Source organism: Bradyrhizobium iriomotense, assembly GCF_030160715.1.
In the GTDB taxonomy this organism is placed as follows: Bacteria; Pseudomonadota; Alphaproteobacteria; order Rhizobiales; family Xanthobacteraceae; genus Bradyrhizobium; species Bradyrhizobium iriomotense.
This window is the reverse complement of sequence record NZ_BSOW01000014.1, coordinates 184,451-200,392: the sequence shown is the minus strand read 5'-3', so window position 1 is coordinate 200,392 and position 15,942 is coordinate 184,451. Positions and strand designations below refer to the sequence as shown.

Below are 15,942 nucleotides of genomic sequence, written 5' to 3'. Positions count from 1 at the left end.
AAAACCCCTAGGACGCAAAGCGCGCGAGACGGCCGATCGGCGCGCCCTGCACCTCGTCGTCGCGCATGACGGTGTGGCCGCGCACGATGGTGGCGACCGGCCAGCCCGTGATCTTCTTGCCTGCGAACGGCGTCCAGCCGCAGGGCGAGACGATCCAGGCGTCCTCGATGGTGCGCTTCGCCTTCATGTCGACCAGCGTGAAGTCGGCGTCGTAACCGGCGGCGAGCCGCCCCTTGCCGACGAGGCCGTAGACCCGCGCGGGACCTGCGGCCATCAGATCGACCATCCGCGACAGCGAGAGCCGGCCGGCATTGACGTGATCGAGCATGACAGGGACGAGCGTCTGCACGCCGGTGAGGCCGGCCGGGCAGTCCGGCCAGGGCTGCTCCTTGGCGCTGCGCGAATGCGGCGCGTGGTCGCTGCCGATAGTGTCGACGATGCCATCACGCACCGCGGCCCAGCTCGCCTCGCGATGGCGTTCCCCGCGGATCGGCGGGTTCATCACGCCAAAGCCCTTCAGCGTGTCGTAGCACTCCGGTGCCACCTGGGTCAGATGATTGACCAGCACCTCGACGGTCGCGACGTCGCGATAGTCGCGCAGGTAGCTCAGCTCTTCCGCCGTCGAGACGTGGAGGATGTGCGCAGGCCGCCCCGTCTTGCGCGCCAGCGCCATCAGGCGGCGGGTGCCGAGGAAGGCGCATTCCTCGTCGCGCCACTCCATGTGCGAGCGATGCGGCATGCCGCGCGAAAACATCGGCTTGCGCGCCTGGAGGCGATATTCGTCCTCGCTGTGATAGGCGATGCGGCGGCGCCCTGCGCGCATCAGCTTTTCGAGATGCTCGTCGTCCTCGACCAGCAGCGACGCAGTGGACGAGCCCGCGAACACCTTGATCGCGCACACGCCGGGCTCGCTTTCGAGATGCGCAAGCTCGCCGATATTGGTCTTGGCGCCGGCGATGTAGAGGCCGATGTCGCAAAAGCTCTGCTGCTCGGCGTAGCCGCGCTTCCAGTCGAGCCGCTCCTGATCGACGATCGGCGGGTTGGTGTTGGGCATGTCGAACAGGGTGGCGATGCCGCCGAGTACGGCGGCGCGCGTGCCGGTGCCGAGCGTTTCCACGGTCGCATCGCCGGGATCGCGCAGATGGACGTGGCTGTCGATCAGGCCGGGCAGGACGTGAAGGCCGCTGGCGTCGATGACCTGATCGGCCGTGTCGGCCGAGCTCGCGGACAGCGTCGCAATGCGGCCGCCGGAGATGCCGACATTGGCGGCTTCTTCGCCCCAGGGCGTGACGCAGGTGCCGTTCCGGATCAGGAGATCAAAATGCATCGTCCGCCTTTCATGCCCTCAACAACACCGCGCCGATCGCAGCAGCGACCGCCTGCTGCGCCGGCTCGACCACGGGAACGCCGATCGCCTCCTCGATTGCAGCGCGATGCGAAGCCATGCCGGCGCAGCCCATCACGACGACGTCGGCGCCGGGTTGCGTGACCAGCGCGCGTCCCGCCTCGATCAGCCGCCCGCGGATATCGGCACCCGCCGTTTCCGCCGCGCTCGCGCCGACCGACCAGCTTCCGGCATAGCGAGCCTCAAAGCCCATCTGCCGCACCATGCGCTGCTGGCGACGAATGCTTTGCGGCGACAGCGCGATGATGCCAAAACGCTCGCCGAGCGTCAGCGCGCGCAAGATGCCCCATTCGGCAATGCCCATCACCGGACGGCCGCCAGCCGCCTCGCGCACAGCGTGCAGCCCGGGATCGCTGAAGCAGGCGAGCACGAAGGCGTCCGCATCCTCGCGCGCGACGCGGTTGACCAGCGGCATGACGACACTGTCGGCATCGCGCTGCGAGGTGATACTGGGCGGGCCTTCGGCCAGCCCCACCACGACGATCTCCGGCCCGCCGGGGATCCTGAGCGGCGCGACGGCCTCATCGATCGCCGCCGTGACCGCCGCGGAGGAATTCGGGTTGATCGTGAGGATGCGACGGCGGGTCATGGTTTGGTTCAACGCTTGGCGGCCTCGTGGCGCTGGAAGTTGCCGGCGATGGCTTCGCCGGTGGTGATCCAGAGGTCCGGACAGGATTTTGCGTAGGTCAGGAATTCGCGCAACAGACGAAGTCGCATGGGACGGCCGCTGCATTGCGGGTGCAGCACAGTCGTCACCATCGCGCCCCAGTCCCTGACCTCGTCGAGTTCGTCTTTCCAGATCGAGAGCACGTGCTCCTTGGGAAAGATCGACCGTGGGCTGAACCGAGCCGAGAGGCCGTGCATCCAGTCGTCATAGCTCGCGGTCACCGGCAGCTCGATCGTGCCCGGCTTGCCGTCGGCAAGCCGATGCCGATAGGGGCGCACGTCGTCGCGGAACGAGGAGGTATAGACGATGCCATCGCGCACAAGTGCTGTGCGCAGCTCCTCGGTGAACTCGCCATAGGGCGCGCGGTAGCCGATCGGCTTGACGCCGAGCCGGCGCTTCAACGCCTCGAAGCCACGCTCCAGCTCCTCCTCGATCCAGGGATCGCCGGGATCGGGCAGAAGGTGATGATAGCCGTGATGGCCGATCTCGTGGCCGGCCTTGAGAATGGATTCGGCCATGGCCGGATGCGCATCGACCGACCAGCCCGTGACGAAGAACGTCGCCTTGAGATCGAGCTGATCGAGCAGCTCCAGCAGTTTCGGCGTGCCGACGCGCGCCTCGTAGCCGCCATAGCTCATGGTGATCAGGCGCTGCGCGTGCACGGCGTCCTTGCTGGTCCAGGCGCTCTCCGCATCCACGTCGAAGGAGAGGAACATCGCGGACGTGTACGGCTTCGGCCACGGATAGTTCGGGGCGGGATCCGCGGTGTTCGCCGGGACGAGCGGGATGCTCTGGAGTGCCTTACTGTCCAGCATTGATGGTCGCCTTCTCTATTCCGTTGTCGTTCAGTTTCCATTTCGCCAGCAGCGCACGATAGGTGCCGTCCGCGATCAGCGCATCGACGGCCTCCATCATCGCCTGCTGCAAGGCCTTTTCCTTGACCGGCAGCGCAATGCCCGTGAACTGCGTTGCGAAGGGATCGCCGACCGGCGCGTAGGTCCCGGGCTCAAGGTCTATGATATAGGGCAGCGTCTCGTTGCCCTGCACGGCGGCGTCGATACGGCCCTGCCTGAGCTGCGTACGCGCATCGGCCGAACCGTCCGTGCCGACGAACTGGATCGGATTGCTGCCGCAATTCTTCTCGCTCCACGCCGCGATCTCTGCCGGGAACATGGTGCGGCGACTGGCGCCGACCTTCTTGCCGCAGAGCGCGGCCATGTCCTTGAACTCCGCCGCGCGGGACTGTTGCACGAAGAATTTTGGACCGCTGCGCAAATAATCGACGAAAGACGCGATCTCATGCCGGCTCGCATAGTCAGTGAAGCCGGACAGGATGGCGTCCACCCGGCCCGTCGAGATCGACGGCATGAACTCGGCGAAACTGGTCTCCTGCCACTCGATCTTGACGCCGAGCTTGCGGCCAAGCGCCTCGCCGAGGTCGATGTCGAAGCCGGAGAGCGCGTTGGTGGCGGGATCGCGGAACTCCATCGGCGGATAGTTCGGCACCACCGCGACCTTGATGCTGCCGCGCTTGGCGATGTCAGGCGGCAGCTCGATCGCCATCGCCGAGACCGTCGTGGCACATACCAGCGCCGCCGCAACCAATATCCTCATCATCGAAACGCCCCCATTCAGATCACCGCAGAGAGAAAAGCTTTCGTGCGCGCCTCGCGCGGCGCGCCGAGCACGTCCAAGGCGCTCCCGGATTCGACGATCGCACCCTGGTCCATGTAGACGACGCGGTCGGCGACCTCGCGGGCGAAGCCGAGCTCGTGTGTCACCACCATCATGGTCATGCCGCTCTGCGCGAGCTCCTTCATGACCGCGAGCACCTCGCCGACGAGCTCGGGATCGAGCGCGCTGGTCGGCTCGTCGAACAGCATCAGCATCGGCTTCATGGCGAGCGCGCGCGCGATCGCGACGCGCTGCTGCTGGCCGCCGGAGAGCTGCGCGGGATAGGAATCAGCTTTGGTCGCAAGGCCAACACGCCTGAGCAGTTCGATGGCTTCACTGCGCACCTCGTCGGATTTCCGGCCCTGCACCTGTACCGGCCCTTCGATGATGTTCTCCAGCGCCGTCTTGTGCGGAAACAGGTTGAAGCGCTGGAACACCATGCCGGTCTTCAGCCGCTGCTGCGCAATCTGCCGCTCGGTCAGGCGGTAGAGCCGCCCGCCTTCCTCGCGCACGCCGAGCAGCTCGCCATCGAGCCAGATGCCGCCACTGTCGATCGTCGTGAGCTGGTTGACGCAGCGGAGCAACGTCGTCTTGCCCGAACCGGATGCACCGATCAGGCACATCACCTCGCCGGGCCACACGTCGAGCGAGACGGTCTTGAGAGCCTGGAACTCGCCAAAATGCTTGCTGACGGAGCGGATCGCGACGAGGGGTTTTGTCATCGGGCAAACTGCAATGTGCCGCGGGCAAAGCGTCGCTCGAGCAGCATCTGGAGCGGCGTCAGGATCGAGACCACGAGCAGATACCAGAGCCCGGCGACGATCAAGAGTTCGATCACACGCGAATTGGCGTAGTAGATATTCTCCGCGTTGTGCAGCACCTCCGGGTACTGGATGACGCTGGCAAGCGAGGTCGCCTTGACGAGGCCGATGAACTCGTTGCCGATCGGCGGGATCACGACCCGCATCGCCTGGGGCAAAATGATCCGGCGCAGCGCGCGCAGCCGCCCCATGCCGATCGCCTGCGCCGCCTCATACTGCCCGATGTCGACCGACAGCATGCCGGCGCGCATCACCTCGGAGGTGTAGGCGCCCTGGTTGATGCCGAGCCCGAGCAGCGCCGCGAGGAACGGCGTCATGACGTCGACCGCGCGCGCGCTCCACAGGCCGGGAATGCCGATGGTCGGAAACACCAGCGCGAGATTGAACCACAACAGGAGCTGGAGGATCAGCGGCGTGCCGCGGAACAGCCAGGTGTAGCCGGCCGCGACCGATTTCAGCACCGGGTTCGGCGACAGCCGCATGATCGCGACGACCACGCCGAGGACAATGCCGAGCGCCATCGCGAGCACGGCCATCACCATGGTGTTGACGATGCCTTCGAGGATCACTTTCGCGGTCAGGAAGCGGCTGACATAGGACCATTCGATCTGGCCGCCGGCGAAGGCCCGCGCGATCGCCACGAGCACGACCACGATCAGTGCCGCGCTGAGCCAGCGGAACCAGTGCGGCTCGCGCGCAACGTGCATCCCGGACAGGTCGGGAAAGCCTTCCGCGAGTGCGGGCGCGGCCTTCATTGCGGAGCCGCATTCATCAGGGGCTTCTCGACGGCGTTCGCGCCCAACCCCCATTTGTCGAGAATGGCCTTGTAGGAGCCATCGGCGATCATGGCGGCGAGCTTTTCCGTCACCACCTCGCGCAGCGCCGCATCGTCCTTGCGGAACATGATGCCCTGATAACCCCTGGCGAAGGGTTCGCCGACGATGCGGTATTTGCCGGTCTCCTGCGATTGCGCATAAGGCAGAGTCTCGCTGCCCTGCACGGCGGCGTCGATGCGGCCCTGCTTGAGCTGGTTGCGGACGTCGATCGAGTTCTCGCCGGGCACGTATTGGATCGCGGGCTTGCCGGCCGCCTCGCAATTCTGCTTGCTCCACTTTTCGATCTCGACCGGGAAGCTGGTGCTGCGGGTGGTGCCGACCTTCTTGCCGCAGAGATCGGTCGCGGCCCTCGCCTCGCTCTCGGCCATGACGAAGAACTGTGGGCCTGTGGTGAGATAGTCGACGAAATCCGCGGTCTCGCGCCGCGAGGCACGGTCCGAGATGCCGCTGATGATGAAATCGGCGCGCTTGGTCTGGAGCGAGGGGATCAGCTCGGCGAACGGCGTCTCGCTCCAGACGATCTTGAGGCCGCCGAGCCGCTTGGCGAGCTCGCCCGCGAGATCGATGTCTAGCCCGACGAGCTCGTTGGTTGCGGGATCGCGATATTCCATCGGCGCGTAGGTCGAATTGACCGTGAGCTTCAACGTGCCCGCCTGCTTGATCTCCGCCGGAAGCTCGGCCGCCTGCGCGGACGTCACTGCTGCCAAGGCTGCGAACCCGAGGAAATGCGAGAGGCGTATCATGTCAGCTCCTTTGCCAACGCCGCGACCGGCCGTTTGATGTTAATCCGCGTCGAGAACGGCCGGCTCGATGACGCCGGCGCGTTCGGTAATCACCCTGTATTGTTCCGGCCGCCGATGGGCGGCAAAATTGAACATCTTGTCCTTGCCCTGGCGGCAGAGGTCGAGGTCGAGGTCGGCGACGATCACCTCATCGGCCAGTGTCTCGGCCTGCGCGACGATGCGGCCGTTGGGATCGACGATGCAGGAGCCGCCGATCAATCCGGAGCCGTCCTCCTCGCCCGCCTTCGCCACCGAGACCGCCCAGGTCGCGTTCATGTAGGCGTTGGCCTGCGTCACCAGCGTCGAATGGAAGGTGCGAAGGCCCGCGTCTTCGGTCGTGCCCCCATTGGGATCATAGGCCGCCGAATTGTAGCCGATGCAGACGAGCTCGACGCCTTGCAGGCCCAGCACGCGCCAGGATTCCGGCCAGCGGCGATCATTGCAGATCATCATGCCCATGATCGCATGGGCCCAGGCCGAGCCGGCGCGGAAGGCGGGAAAGCCGAGGTCGCCATATTCGAAATAGCGCTTCTCGAGCTGCTGATAGCGTGCGCCCGGCCTCGGCTCGACCGAGCCCGGCAGATGCACCTTGCGATAGTGGCCGAGAATCTCGCCGTCGCGATCGACCAGGATGGAGCAATTGTAGCGCCGACCATCCGCCGTCTGCTCGGCATAGCCGACATAGAAGCCGACGCGAAGCGCACGCGCGCGATCGAACAGCTTTGCCACAGCCGGGTTCGGCATGCCGCGCTCGAAATATTCTTCGAGCGCCGCGCCTTCGAGCAGCCAGCGCGGAAAGAAGGTGGTGAAGGCCAGCTCGGGAAATACCACGAGGCTGGCGCCGCGAGCGGCGGCCTCCTCTAGCAGCTTGAGCATCCGGGAAAGTGTATGCGCGCGTGTATCGGCTTTTTGCGTCGGCCCCATCTGGGCGGCGGCGGCGCGAAGGACACGAACCAAGACTGCCTCCAATCTGTGCGCGCTGCTGCCTCATTGGGCGACAGAACTCCTTGATCCAGCGTGCAAATCCGCGGCCATTACGCGGAAACGGGCGTTGAAAAGCAATTCACTGTGCTATGATATTTTGGCCAAGAGTATAATCTGGGCTTATATGAACCTGCGCCAGCTCGAGATCCTGCGTGCCGTCATTCGCCACCGCACCACGGTCGCGGCAGCGGACGAGCTGGCGCTCTCGCAACCCGCGGTCAGCAACGCGCTGAAGACGATGGAGGCGCAGGCCGGCTTTGCGCTGTTCGAGCGCGTCAACAACCGGCTGTTTCCGACCGCCGAAGCGATGGCGCTCTACAAGGAGAGCGAGGCGATCTTCGCCCTGCATGCCAAGCTCGAAAGCCGCGTGCGCGATTTGCGCGAGAACCGCTCCGGGCATCTGTCGCTCGTGGCGACGCCGCCGCTCGCCTACAGCATCATCCCCTCCGCACTATCGGGCTTCCTGCGCCGCCGCCCGGAGACGCGGGTGTTTTTCGACGTCCGGCGCTACGAGGGCATCATCGAGGGCGTGCTCAGCCACGTCGCCGAGCTCGGCTTCGCACTCGGGCTGACGCATCATCCGGGCATCGCGCATGAGGTGGTGCACACCGGCGAGATGGTCTGCGTACTGCCGCCACAGCATCCGCTCGTCGGGCAGCCGGTCATCTCCGCATCCGACCTCGTCGGCCTGCCTTTCATCGGGCTCGAGCGCGGCACGCGGCTCGGCGAAGCCGTGCGCGACAGTTTTTCGCGCGCCGGCGCGCCGTTCCAACCGACCGTCGAGGTGCGCTATTGCAACACGGCCTGCGTGCTGGCGGCCGCAGGCGTGGGCGCCGCCGTGGTCGATCCGTTTTCGCCGCGGCAGAGCGGCAACGGCCTCGTGGTGCGGCCGTTCGCGCCGACGACGCGCGCGGTCGCCTATATGCTGTGGTCGGAAGCAGAGCCGCTGTCGCGGCTGGCCAAGGCGTTCCTCAACGAGGTCCGCAAGGAGAGCAAGCTCCTGGAAAGCGGGACGCCGCCAGCGGCGAGGGGTAACTGAGCTTGCGCGGGCAAGTGCAATCCCTTACCTCACGAGACATGGCACGCATCACCATCATCGAGACCGGATCCATCCCTCGCAAACATCGCGAGCGCCACGGCTCGTTTCCGGACATGTTCGAGCGCATGATCCGCACCGAATGTCCCTCCGCTGCGTTCGACGTTGTGAGCATCCCCAACGGCGAGGCGCCGCCCGACGCGCGCGGGCTTGAGGCGATCCTGATCACCGGAGCGGCCGCCGGCGTCTATGACGGGCTCGACTGGATCGCGCCGCTCGAGGAATTCGTGCGTACCGCCCATGCCAACAAGACGCCGATGGTCGGGATCTGCTTCGGCCATCAATTGATCGCGCAGGCGCTCGGCGGCGTGGTCCGCAAATCGGACAAGGGCTGGGGCATCGGCCGGCACGTCTATCAGGTGGCCCCGGACAACGGCGTCATCGCCGGCGCCGAGCTCGCCGTCGCCTGCTCGCACCAGGACCAGGTCGTCGAGCCGCCAAGGAACGCGCGGACGATCCTGTACTCGAAATTCGCGCCCCATGCCGGCCTGCTCTATGCCAACGGCACCACGCTCTCGGTGCAGCCGCATCCGGAATTCGACGCGAGCTTCGCGCAAGTCTGCTGCGAGCTCCGCGAAGGCGACGCGCCGGACAACGTCGTCGCCACCGCCAAGGCCTCGCTCGCCGAGCCGCTCGACAGCGCGAAGCTGGGCAGGGCGATCACGAGGTTTTTGACGAGAACATCTAACCCCTCATCCTGAGGAGCGCGCTCTTGCGCGCGTCTCGAAGGATAGAGGCCGAGATGCGGCAGCGGGGCCTTCATGGTTCGAGACGCCGCTTCGCGGCTCCTCCCATGAGGGTTGAGGGTTGTTCCGAACCTAAAACGGGCTCTCCCCAAGCCCCGGCACATCCGCAGGCCGCGGCCCCGGCGCGGGCCAGTGGAAGCGGCGATCGCTCTCCGTGATCGCGATATCATTGATCGAGGCCTCGCGGCGCTTCATCAGGCCGTGCTCGTCGAACTCCCATTGCTCGTTGCCGTAGGAGCGATACCACTGGCCGTTCGCATCGTGCCATTCATACTGGAAGCGCACCGCGATGCGGTTGCCGTCGAAGGCCCAGAGATCCTTGATCAGGCGGTAGTCGAGCTCCTTCGCCCATTTACGCGTCAGGAACGCGACGATCGCTTCGCGCCCCCCAAACACCTCCGAGCGATTGCGCCAGCGGCTGTCCTCGGTATAGGCGAGCGCGACGCGCTGCGGGTCGCGCGAATTCCAGGCGTCCTCGGCCATGCGGGCCTTTTGCGCGGCGGTCTCTCTCGTGAACGGCGGAAGCGGCGGACGCGACATGGCGGGCCTCATCGGTTGGGGACACACAAATCTACGCTCGCAGGCCTGGAAGTCGATGGCCCCTTGCCTATCGGCTCATTGCGAAATCACATCGGCCTTCATCAAATTGCGGATCGATTTCGGAATCGGCTGCGCGCGGCCGCCGCTGATGAAGGCGACGCGTACCTCGGCTTTGACCAGCACGTCCTCGCCGCGCCGCACCTCCTGCCCAAGCATGATCGAGGCGCCCTTCACCGCTTTCGGCCAGGTCACGACGTCGAGCACGTCATCCATCCGCGCGGGTTTCAGGAAATCCAGATGCATTGAGCGCACCACGAAGGCGAAGCTGGCGTCGTCGGTCTCGGTCTGCTCGAATAGCGCCTGCTGCTCGGCGCCCATCAGCCTGAGATGATTGGTGCGCCCGCGCTCCATGAAGCGCAGATAATTGGCATGATAGACGATGCCGGAAAAATCCGTATCCTCGTAGTAGACGCGGACCTGCATGTGGTGGCGGCCGTTGCGGATCTCGCCGTCGAGATGGGCTGTCACGTCGCGAGCCTCGGTTCATTGTCGAAGCTTCGTGTTTTGCGCAAATCGGCCCAGCGCGCAAGCCGTGGCTACGACACCGCCTGCCCTGCATTTCCCAGCGTCACCAGCACGATTTCCGGCGGAACACCGACGCGGAAAGGCATGACGCTGCAGCCGAGCCCGCCGGAAACGATGATGTCGCAATTCTTGCGGATATGACCATAGGAGAGTTCCTGTCCCGACGGCGCAACCGGCGACCAGCCGAGCAGCCGCACCTGGCCGCCATGGGTATGACCAGAGAGCTGCAGCGCGACGCGCGACGGCACCCGCGGCGCGATGTCGGGTTCATGCGCGAGCAGGATCACGGGTGAGCTGTCGGTGATCTTGCCGAGCGTGACGCCAAGATCGTCGACGCCAACGCGGCGGAGGGGACGAAAGCGCCGCGCCGGCACATAGGCGAGTTGATCGCCGAGCCCAGCGAGCCAGAACGGACGGCCCGCGTGGACCAGGCGTTGCGCGTCATTCTCGTAGACCGGAATCCCGGCGGCTTCCAGCGCCTGCCGTGCAACCGGATGTCCCTTGCCTTCGCGCTGCACGGTCCGGTCGTCCCACCAATCGTGATTGCCGAGGATCGCGTGCACACCGAGCGGCGCCTTCAGGCGGCCGAGCACCGCTGCCCATTCGCCGGCCGGAATGGATCGCCTCACATGGCGCTGGCTGACGACGTAATCGCCGAGCAGGACTGTCATGTCGGGGGCGAGCCCATTGGTGCGCGCGACGATGCCCTCGATCCGATCGAGCGACATCCAGGGGTCACAGGCGTGGAGATCGGCGATGACCGCGATCTTCAGCCTGAAATCGGCGGGCCATTGCGGCGGCGAAAGGTCGTAGCGGGTCACTCGCAGCTGCGCCGGTTCGACGCCGAAGCCATAGGCCGCGGTCGAGACGCCAAAGGCGCCGAACCCGCCCATCAATCGCAAGACATGGCGCCGAGAAAACATGAGATCCTGACCCGTGATGCGGGCAGAGACTGGCGCGCGATTATAGCGGAATTCGGTTGGGTTTGTGCAGATCGTCAGCAGAAATGTTAACGGTCCCGCACGCCGACCAGCGCATCCAGACGCGTCTTCAACTCGTCGGACGCCCGGTAATACCAGACGCCGCCGAGCAAGTCATGGAATCGCCTGTCGGCGCGCGCCTCGCGCTCGATGCGGTCGATGGTGCGCAGGCTGATCACGTCCTCGAGCGGGCCCGCCGCCAGCAGCGACAGCAGCACCGGATTGGACTCCATCCTGAGGATCTCCAGGATCAAATCGATCATCCGGTCGGGATCGTCCTCGCGCAAATCGCGCTCGAAATCCATGATCGCGAACAGATTGTCGTCCTGGTCGCGGTCGGACCTGGAATATTGCTCGATCCAGGCCCGTGCCAGCTCGGACAGCGACATGCTGGCGCAATCGAGCGGCTCGCGCGGGGTGCGCTGGGCCAGGTGATCGGCGTACCAGGCCGCTTCATTGGCGAGCCCTGCGATGCGCCGCGTCAGCGGATCCTCCTCGCCGAGATGCACGCCCCCGAGCAGCCAGCGCAGCCGCACATTGTGCTTCGCCTCATGCTCGATGCGCCCGATCACCTCGTCGCCATGAGCATAGAGCAGTGCCAGCAGAAACTTGTCGTTGAGCTGCATCACCGTCGGCTTGTCGGTCTCGGTCTTCAGCACGTCGAGAATGAGATCGAGCGCGCGCTGCGGCCGGCGATGCGGCAGATGATCGAAATAGAGTTTTAGCGCCCAGACGCTGCCGGCCTGGTCGCGCCGGCTGACGCGCTGAAGCGCGCACCACATCGAGGCCAGCTCGGCCAGCGGCATCGGATCGAGGAATGCTTCGGTCTCGTCGGGCGTCCGCAACTCCGGTGCGGACGCGATGCTTTCAAGCAGTGTTGCGTGCTCACTTAGCCCCATTCTTCCCACTCCAGCCAATGTGCGTGAGCGGCGACCCCGATCGCCGCGGGCTCGCATTAGTGGGAGCACAAAACAGGTGGGTTCAATGACGCTTCAGTCGTCGCTCTCGTCCGTGCCGAATAAGCCGAACTGTGCCGTGTCGCGCGAGGGTTCGGTGAGGCCGAGATGGCGGAAGGCGTGCGTGGTGAGGAGACGGCCGCGCGGGGTACGCTGGAGATAACCGCACTGGATCAGATAGGGCTCGATGATGTCCTCGATCGCATCGCGTGGCTCGGACAGCGCTGCCGCCATGGTCTCGACGCCGACCGGGCCGCCGCCATAGTTCAGCGCAATCGTCGTCAGGTAGCGCCGGTCCATGGCGTCCAGGCCCGCGGCATCGACCTCGAGCGCGCTCAGTGCGTGGTCGGCGATCGTCCGGTCAATCGTGTCGGCATCGGCGGCCGATGCAAAGTCGCGCACCCGCCGCAGCAGGCGGCCGGCGATGCGCGGCGTGCCTCGGGCGCGGCGCGCGATCTCGTTGGCGCCATCCGGACTCATGCCGACGTTGAGCACGCGCGCGCCGCGGGTGACGATGCCTTCCAGCTCCTCGATCGTATAGAAATTTAGCCGGATCGGGATGCCGAAACGGTCGCGCAGCGGATTTGTGAGAAGGCCTGCGCGCGTCGTCGCGCCGACGAGGGTGAACTTTGCGAGCTCGATCTTGACCGAGCGCGCCGCCGGACCCTCGCCGATGATGAGGTCGAGCTGGAAGTCCTCCATCGCGGGATAGAGCACCTCTTCCACCGCGGGGCTCAGACGGTGGATCTCGTCGATGAAGAGCACGTCGCGCTCTTCGAGATTGGTCAGGAGCGCGGCGAGATCGCCGGCCTTGGCGATCACGGGACCCGATGTGGCGCGAAAGCCGACGCCGAGCTCGCGCGCCACGATCTGCGCCAGCGTGGTCTTGCCGAGACCGGGGGGCCCTACGAACAGCACGTGATCCAGTGCCTCGCCGCGCTTGCGCGCCGCATCGATGAAGATAGACAGGTTCTTGCGCGCCTGTTGCTGGCCGACGAATTCGGTGAGCGATTGCGGGCGCAGCGCGGTGTCGCCGACATCATCGCTGCGGCGCTCGGGCGTGACGATGCGGGTGGGAGTGTTCACTCGTTGCCCCGCCGATACTTATTCGGCAGCAGCTCGCCGATGGTCACGACCTCCGGCTCGCGGCCATTCTGCGGCACGATGACCCGCGCCTTGGCGTCGTAGTCATGGATCAGCTCGCGGCAGATGCCGCAGGGCGAGACGACGGCGATCTGGCCGGGCTCACCCGGCTTCGGATGGCGCACGGCAACGATGGTCTCGATGCCGTGGTCGCCGGTCTCCGTGATGGCGCGTCCGATCGCGATCGCCTCGGCGCAGACCGCGATGCGGCCGATATAGGCGTCGATGTTCACGCCGGTGACGATGCGGCCGTCGCGCGTGCGCATTGCAGCCCCCACCTCCTGCCAGTCGTTGCGATAACGTTGGCTGATCGCTGCGGTCGCGGCGGCGATCAATTCCTTGTCTTTGTCGCTCAGCATGGTGAAAAATATTGTCCTCTGTCAGTCACCGGCCCGCGCAGGATAGTCTATTTCGACAATTCTTTCAGACCTAGCCGAATGAGCTGCGCGGTCTCCGCATTCTCGCCGGCATTGCGTGACGCCGTGGCGATGGCGGCCGCCGCCTGCGGCTGGCCGTAGCCGAGATTGACCAGCGCGGAGATCGCGTCCGCGACGGGCCGCGGGGCGCGCTGGTCGTCGACGGCGCCGGCAAGATGCACGACGTGCGGATCGACATTGGCAAAGGCCGGCGCCTTGTCCTTCAACTCGGTGACGATACGCTCGGCGACCTTGGGGCCGACGCCCGGCGTGCGCGACACCGCGGCCTTGTCGCGCAGCGCGATCGCATTGGCAAGATCGGCAGGCGAGAGCGTGCCGAGCACCGCGAGCGCGACCTTGGCGCCGACACCCTGCACGGTCTGGAGCAGGCGAAACCATTCGCGCTCCTGGTCGGTGCGGAAGCCGAACAGTTTTATTTGATCCTCACGGACATAGGTCTCGATCGAGAGTACGGCGGCTTCACCAGGCGAAGGCAGATGCTGCAGCGTGCGCGTCGAGCAATGCACCTGGTAGCCGACACCGCCGACATCGAGGATGACGAAATCCTCGCCGTAGGAATCGATCAGGCCCTTGAGCTTGCCGATCATATCCCGACCACCTTCAGCCTTAGCGCGGCGCTTTGGCGGTGATGGGCGTGAGTGATGGCGATGGCGAGGGCGTCGGCGGCGTCCGCCGACGGCGGCTCGGCCTTGGGCAGCAGGATCTTCAGCATCACCGCGATCTGGTTCTTGTCGGCGTGACCGGCGCCAACCACGGTCTTCTTGACCTGGTTGGGCGCGTATTCGGCCACCGTGATGCCGAACATCGCGGGCGCCAGCATGGCGACGCCGCGGGCCTGGCCGAGCTTCAGCGTCGCGACGCCATCCTTGTTGACGAAGGTCTGCTCGACGGCGGCTTCCATCGGCTTGTGCTGGGAGAGCACGGACGCGAGCCCCTCATGGATCGCCAGCAGCCGGCTCGACAGCGGCAACCCCTCGGGCGGTTCCACCGAACCGCAGGCAACGTAGACGAGGCGATTGCCCTCGGCCTCGATCACACCCCAGCCGGTGCGGCGCAGGCCGGGGTCGATGCCGATGATGCGGACGGGCTGGCGAATCGGGAGCGCGGTCATGGGCCAGTGATAGCGGCTGGCCGGAGGGAGGGAAACAGAAACGGAACGAAAGTCCCCGGGGAAGTGCGCCAGTGGTTGAGACCGCGCGGCTCGCCGCAACCTGCTTCGTCATACCCCGCGAAAGCGGGGTATCCACTACGCCGCGCCTTCTCCGTATCCCTCTGGCGTCTCTGGAATACTGGGTCGCCCGGTCGAGCCGGGCGACGACAGCGGAATGTGGAGCTGACAGAAGAGCGGCCTCAGCCGCCCATCTTCGCCATCAGCGCGTCGGAAATCTCGAAATTGGCGTAGACGTTCTGGACGTCGTCGTGCTCGTTGAGCAGGTCCGTCAGCTTGAGCAGCTTCTCGCCGGTCTCGTCGTCGACGGCGACCGTGTTCTGCGGCTTCCAGATCAGCGCGGCCTTGCGCGGCTCGCCGAACTTCGCCTCGAGCGCCTTGGCGACGTCGCGATAGCCCTCGGTCGAGGCGTAGATCTCATGGCCGCTCTCGCCCGAGATGACGTCGTCGGCGCCGGCCTCGATCGCAGCATCGAGCACCGCATCGTCGGAAGCGACGCTGCGATCATATTCGATGATGCCGGTGCGGTCGAACATAAAGGACACCGAGCCGGTTTCGCCGAGATTGCCGCCGGATTTGGTGAAGAAGGAGCGGATGTCGGAGGCGGCACGGTTGCGGTTGTCGGTCAGCGCCTCGACGATGACGGCGACGCCGCCCGGGCCATAACCCTCGTAGCGGATCTCCTCATAGTTCTCGCCCTCATTGCCGAGCGCCTTCTTGATGGCGCGCTCGATATTGTCCTTCGGCATGTTCTCCTGGCGCGCCGCGATCACGGCCGCGCGCAGGCGCGGATTCATGTTGGGATCGGGCGTGCCGAGCTTGGCCGCGACGGTGATTTCGCGGGCCAGCTTGCCGAAAAGCTTCGACTTCTGCGCATCCTGCCGCCCCTTGCGGTGCATGATGTTCTTGAATTGGGAATGTCCGGCCATGCGTGGTCTCTTGAGGAATCGTCAGCCAAGGTCAGGGGCAAGGTAAGCGATCAAAGCGCGGGCCTTATAGGCCGCGACACCCCCGGAATGAAAGGGCATACTTGAGGGTATTATAGTAAGGCAAATACCTCGCCATCAGGCATCTGTTAACCCTGACTTCATCTCGGGATGGGAAAATTTCCACATCCGTCCC

The 15,942-nt window shown here is 65.6% G+C and carries 19 protein-coding genes; 2 read left to right on the top strand and 17 right to left on the bottom strand.

Features of this window, described 5'->3' with window-relative positions:
• Window positions 1–7: 7 nt before the first annotated feature.
• Genes QQL28_RS21270 through QQL28_RS21235 form a run of 8 tightly spaced genes read right to left on the bottom strand, consistent with a single transcriptional unit; the run spans window position 8 to window position 7,142 of the window.
• Entirely contained in the window at window positions 8–1,327 is a 1,320-nt protein-coding gene (locus tag QQL28_RS21270; RefSeq protein WP_284268400.1) for a dihydroorotase, read from the bottom strand.
• Between the two features lie 10 nt (window positions 1,328–1,337).
• Complete coding sequence (locus QQL28_RS21265; protein WP_284268399.1) at window positions 1,338–1,994, bottom strand: aspartate/glutamate racemase family protein; 657 nt, start codon at window positions 1,992–1,994, stop codon at window positions 1,338–1,340.
• Between the two features lie 8 nt (window positions 1,995–2,002).
• Window positions 2,003–2,887: a polysaccharide deacetylase family protein gene (locus QQL28_RS21260; protein WP_284268398.1), complete on the bottom strand. Its 885-nt coding sequence runs from the start codon at window positions 2,885–2,887 to the stop codon at window positions 2,003–2,005.
• Window positions 2,874–3,689 carry an ABC transporter substrate-binding protein gene (locus QQL28_RS21255; RefSeq protein WP_284268397.1) on the bottom strand — a complete coding sequence of 272 codons (816 nt, stop codon included), beginning with the start codon at window positions 3,687–3,689 and terminating at the stop codon, window positions 2,874–2,876. Before QQL28_RS21255 ends, QQL28_RS21260 begins: the two co-directional genes overlap by 14 nt.
• Window positions 3,690–3,703: 14 nt before the next feature.
• Window positions 3,704–4,468: an amino acid ABC transporter ATP-binding protein gene (locus tag QQL28_RS21250; protein WP_284268396.1), complete on the bottom strand. Its 765-nt coding sequence runs from the start codon at window positions 4,466–4,468 to the stop codon at window positions 3,704–3,706.
• Complete coding sequence (locus tag QQL28_RS21245; protein WP_284268395.1) at window positions 4,465–5,322, bottom strand: amino acid ABC transporter permease; 858 nt, start codon at window positions 5,320–5,322, stop codon at window positions 4,465–4,467. Before QQL28_RS21245 ends, QQL28_RS21250 begins: the two co-directional genes overlap by 4 nt.
• Entirely contained in the window at window positions 5,319–6,146 is an 828-nt protein-coding gene (locus tag QQL28_RS21240; RefSeq protein ID WP_284268394.1) for an ABC transporter substrate-binding protein, read from the bottom strand. The genes QQL28_RS21245 and QQL28_RS21240 overlap by 4 nt, the downstream gene beginning before the upstream one ends.
• 39 nt (window positions 6,147–6,185) lie before the next feature.
• Complete coding sequence (locus tag QQL28_RS21235; RefSeq protein WP_284268393.1) at window positions 6,186–7,142, bottom strand: N-carbamoyl-D-amino-acid hydrolase; 957 nt, start codon at window positions 7,140–7,142, stop codon at window positions 6,186–6,188.
• Window positions 7,143–7,293: 151 nt separating this feature from the next.
• Here QQL28_RS21235 and QQL28_RS21230 point away from each other — a divergent pair, with 151 nt between their 5' ends.
• Window positions 7,294–8,208, top strand: a complete 915-nt coding sequence (locus QQL28_RS21230) for a LysR family transcriptional regulator (protein ID WP_284268458.1) — start codon at window positions 7,294–7,296, stop codon at window positions 8,206–8,208.
• A gap of 38 nt (window positions 8,209–8,246) precedes the next feature.
• The gene (locus tag QQL28_RS21225; protein ID WP_284268392.1) at window positions 8,247–8,966 is read left to right on the top strand and encodes a type 1 glutamine amidotransferase; all 720 of its coding nucleotides are present in this window, start codon (window positions 8,247–8,249) and stop codon (window positions 8,964–8,966) included.
• A 117-nt stretch (window positions 8,967–9,083) separates the two neighbouring features.
• Here the strand turns inward: QQL28_RS21225 and QQL28_RS21220 are convergent, their stop codons facing one another.
• From QQL28_RS21220 to QQL28_RS21180, 9 genes are all read right to left on the bottom strand, one after another.
• Window positions 9,084–9,551 (bottom strand): nuclear transport factor 2 family protein, encoded by a 468-nt coding sequence (locus QQL28_RS21220; RefSeq protein ID WP_284268391.1) that lies wholly within the window; start codon window positions 9,549–9,551, stop codon window positions 9,084–9,086.
• Window positions 9,552–9,626: 75 nt separating this feature from the next.
• Window positions 9,627–10,034 (bottom strand): tol-pal system-associated acyl-CoA thioesterase, encoded by a 408-nt coding sequence (ybgC, locus tag QQL28_RS21215; RefSeq protein WP_284268456.1) that lies wholly within the window; start codon window positions 10,032–10,034, stop codon window positions 9,627–9,629.
• Window positions 10,035–10,147: 113 nt separating this feature from the next.
• The gene (locus QQL28_RS21210; RefSeq protein WP_284268390.1) at window positions 10,148–11,059 is read right to left on the bottom strand and encodes a metallophosphoesterase; all 912 of its coding nucleotides are present in this window, start codon (window positions 11,057–11,059) and stop codon (window positions 10,148–10,150) included.
• 86 nt (window positions 11,060–11,145) lie between these two features.
• Complete coding sequence (locus tag QQL28_RS21205) at window positions 11,146–12,015, bottom strand: DUF6869 domain-containing protein (protein WP_284268389.1); 870 nt, start codon at window positions 12,013–12,015, stop codon at window positions 11,146–11,148.
• A 93-nt stretch (window positions 12,016–12,108) separates the two neighbouring features.
• Window positions 12,109–13,158 (bottom strand): Holliday junction branch migration DNA helicase RuvB, encoded by a 1,050-nt coding sequence (gene ruvB, locus QQL28_RS21200; RefSeq protein ID WP_284268388.1) that lies wholly within the window; start codon window positions 13,156–13,158, stop codon window positions 12,109–12,111.
• Window positions 13,155–13,574 (bottom strand): cytidine deaminase, encoded by a 420-nt coding sequence (locus QQL28_RS21195; protein WP_284268387.1) that lies wholly within the window; start codon window positions 13,572–13,574, stop codon window positions 13,155–13,157. Before QQL28_RS21195 ends, ruvB begins: the two co-directional genes overlap by 4 nt.
• Before the next feature lie 47 nt (window positions 13,575–13,621).
• The gene (ruvA, locus tag QQL28_RS21190; RefSeq protein WP_284268386.1) at window positions 13,622–14,239 is read right to left on the bottom strand and encodes a Holliday junction branch migration protein RuvA; all 618 of its coding nucleotides are present in this window, start codon (window positions 14,237–14,239) and stop codon (window positions 13,622–13,624) included.
• Complete coding sequence (gene ruvC / locus QQL28_RS21185; RefSeq protein ID WP_284268385.1) at window positions 14,236–14,763, bottom strand: crossover junction endodeoxyribonuclease RuvC; 528 nt, start codon at window positions 14,761–14,763, stop codon at window positions 14,236–14,238. Before ruvC ends, ruvA begins: the two co-directional genes overlap by 4 nt.
• Before the next feature lie 239 nt (window positions 14,764–15,002).
• Complete coding sequence (locus tag QQL28_RS21180) at window positions 15,003–15,749, bottom strand: YebC/PmpR family DNA-binding transcriptional regulator (RefSeq protein ID WP_284268384.1); 747 nt, start codon at window positions 15,747–15,749, stop codon at window positions 15,003–15,005.
• Window positions 15,750–15,942: the final 193 nt, after the last annotated feature.

Bases quoted from the DNA above. Each gene is read 5' to 3' on its own strand.
- QQL28_RS21270 (WP_284268400.1), bottom strand. From the start codon at position 1,327: ATGCATTTTGATCTCCTGATCCGGAACGGCACCTGCGTCACGCCCTGG.
- QQL28_RS21265 (WP_284268399.1), bottom strand. From the start codon at position 1,994: ATGACCCGCCGTCGCATCCTCACGATCAACCCGAATTCCTCCGCGGCG.
- QQL28_RS21260 (WP_284268398.1), bottom strand. From the start codon at position 2,887: ATGCTGGACAGTAAGGCACTCCAGAGCATCCCGCTCGTCCCGGCGAAC.
- QQL28_RS21255 (WP_284268397.1), bottom strand. From the start codon at position 3,689: ATGATGAGGATATTGGTTGCGGCGGCGCTGGTATGTGCCACGACGGTC.
- QQL28_RS21250 (WP_284268396.1), bottom strand. From the start codon at position 4,468: ATGACAAAACCCCTCGTCGCGATCCGCTCCGTCAGCAAGCATTTTGGC.
- QQL28_RS21245 (WP_284268395.1), bottom strand. From the start codon at position 5,322: ATGAAGGCCGCGCCCGCACTCGCGGAAGGCTTTCCCGACCTGTCCGGG.
- QQL28_RS21240 (WP_284268394.1), bottom strand. From the start codon at position 6,146: ATGATACGCCTCTCGCATTTCCTCGGGTTCGCAGCCTTGGCAGCAGTG.
- QQL28_RS21230 (WP_284268458.1), top strand. From the start codon at position 7,294: ATGAACCTGCGCCAGCTCGAGATCCTGCGTGCCGTCATTCGCCACCGC.
- QQL28_RS21225 (WP_284268392.1), top strand. From the start codon at position 8,247: ATGGCACGCATCACCATCATCGAGACCGGATCCATCCCTCGCAAACAT.
- QQL28_RS21220 (WP_284268391.1), bottom strand. From the start codon at position 9,551: ATGTCGCGTCCGCCGCTTCCGCCGTTCACGAGAGAGACCGCCGCGCAA.
- ybgC (WP_284268456.1), bottom strand. From the start codon at position 10,034: ATGCAGGTCCGCGTCTACTACGAGGATACGGATTTTTCCGGCATCGTC.
- QQL28_RS21210 (WP_284268390.1), bottom strand. From the start codon at position 11,059: ATGTTTTCTCGGCGCCATGTCTTGCGATTGATGGGCGGGTTCGGCGCC.
- QQL28_RS21205 (WP_284268389.1), bottom strand. From the start codon at position 12,015: ATGGGGCTAAGTGAGCACGCAACACTGCTTGAAAGCATCGCGTCCGCA.
- QQL28_RS21195 (WP_284268387.1), bottom strand. From the start codon at position 13,574: ATGCTGAGCGACAAAGACAAGGAATTGATCGCCGCCGCGACCGCAGCG.
- ruvA (WP_284268386.1), bottom strand. From the start codon at position 14,239: ATGATCGGCAAGCTCAAGGGCCTGATCGATTCCTACGGCGAGGATTTC.
- ruvC (WP_284268385.1), bottom strand. From the start codon at position 14,763: ATGACCGCGCTCCCGATTCGCCAGCCCGTCCGCATCATCGGCATCGAC.
- QQL28_RS21180 (WP_284268384.1), bottom strand. From the start codon at position 15,749: ATGGCCGGACATTCCCAATTCAAGAACATCATGCACCGCAAGGGGCGG.